General features: G+C 61.6%; 1 protein-coding gene. It reads left to right on the top strand.

Annotated features, from left to right (window positions below; all coding sequences use genetic code 11):
- Positions 1 to 492, top strand: a 492-nt coding sequence (locus tag AC1DH9_RS30835) for a benzoate/H(+) symporter BenE family transporter (RefSeq protein ID WP_477809545.1), incomplete at both ends; no start/stop codon positions are given.

The raw sequence follows: 492 nt of genomic DNA, 5'->3' as shown, positions 1-492 counted from the left end.
GGCCATGACCTCGCAGAACATGCCCGGCATCGCCGTGTTACGCGCAGATGGCTACAACGTGCCGGCCTCGCCGCTGATCACCACCACCGGCATCGCCTCACTGTTGCTGGCGCCATTTGGCTCCCACGGGATCAACCTGGCAGCGATCAGCGCCGCAATCTGCACCGGGCCGCATGCCCATGAAGATCGCAACAAGCGTTACACCGCGGCCGTCTGGTGCGGGATTTTCTACGGGATTGCCGGGGTCTTTGGCGCAACCCTCGCAGCGCTGTTCGCCGCCTTGCCGAAGGAGTTGGTGCTGTCGATTGCCGCGTTGGCGCTGTTCGGCTCGATCATCAACGGCCTGAGCATCGCCATGGCGCAAGTGAAGGAACGTGAAGCGGCATTGATCACCTTTATGGTCACTGCGTCGGGGTTGACGCTGTTTTCCATTGGTTCGGCATTTTGGGGGATTGTGGCGGGGGTGGTGACGCTGATGATTCTGAACTGGCG

It is taken from the genome of Pseudomonas sp. 05T35 (genome assembly GCF_056396605.1).
This window is presented reverse-complemented; position numbering and strand designations above follow the sequence as displayed.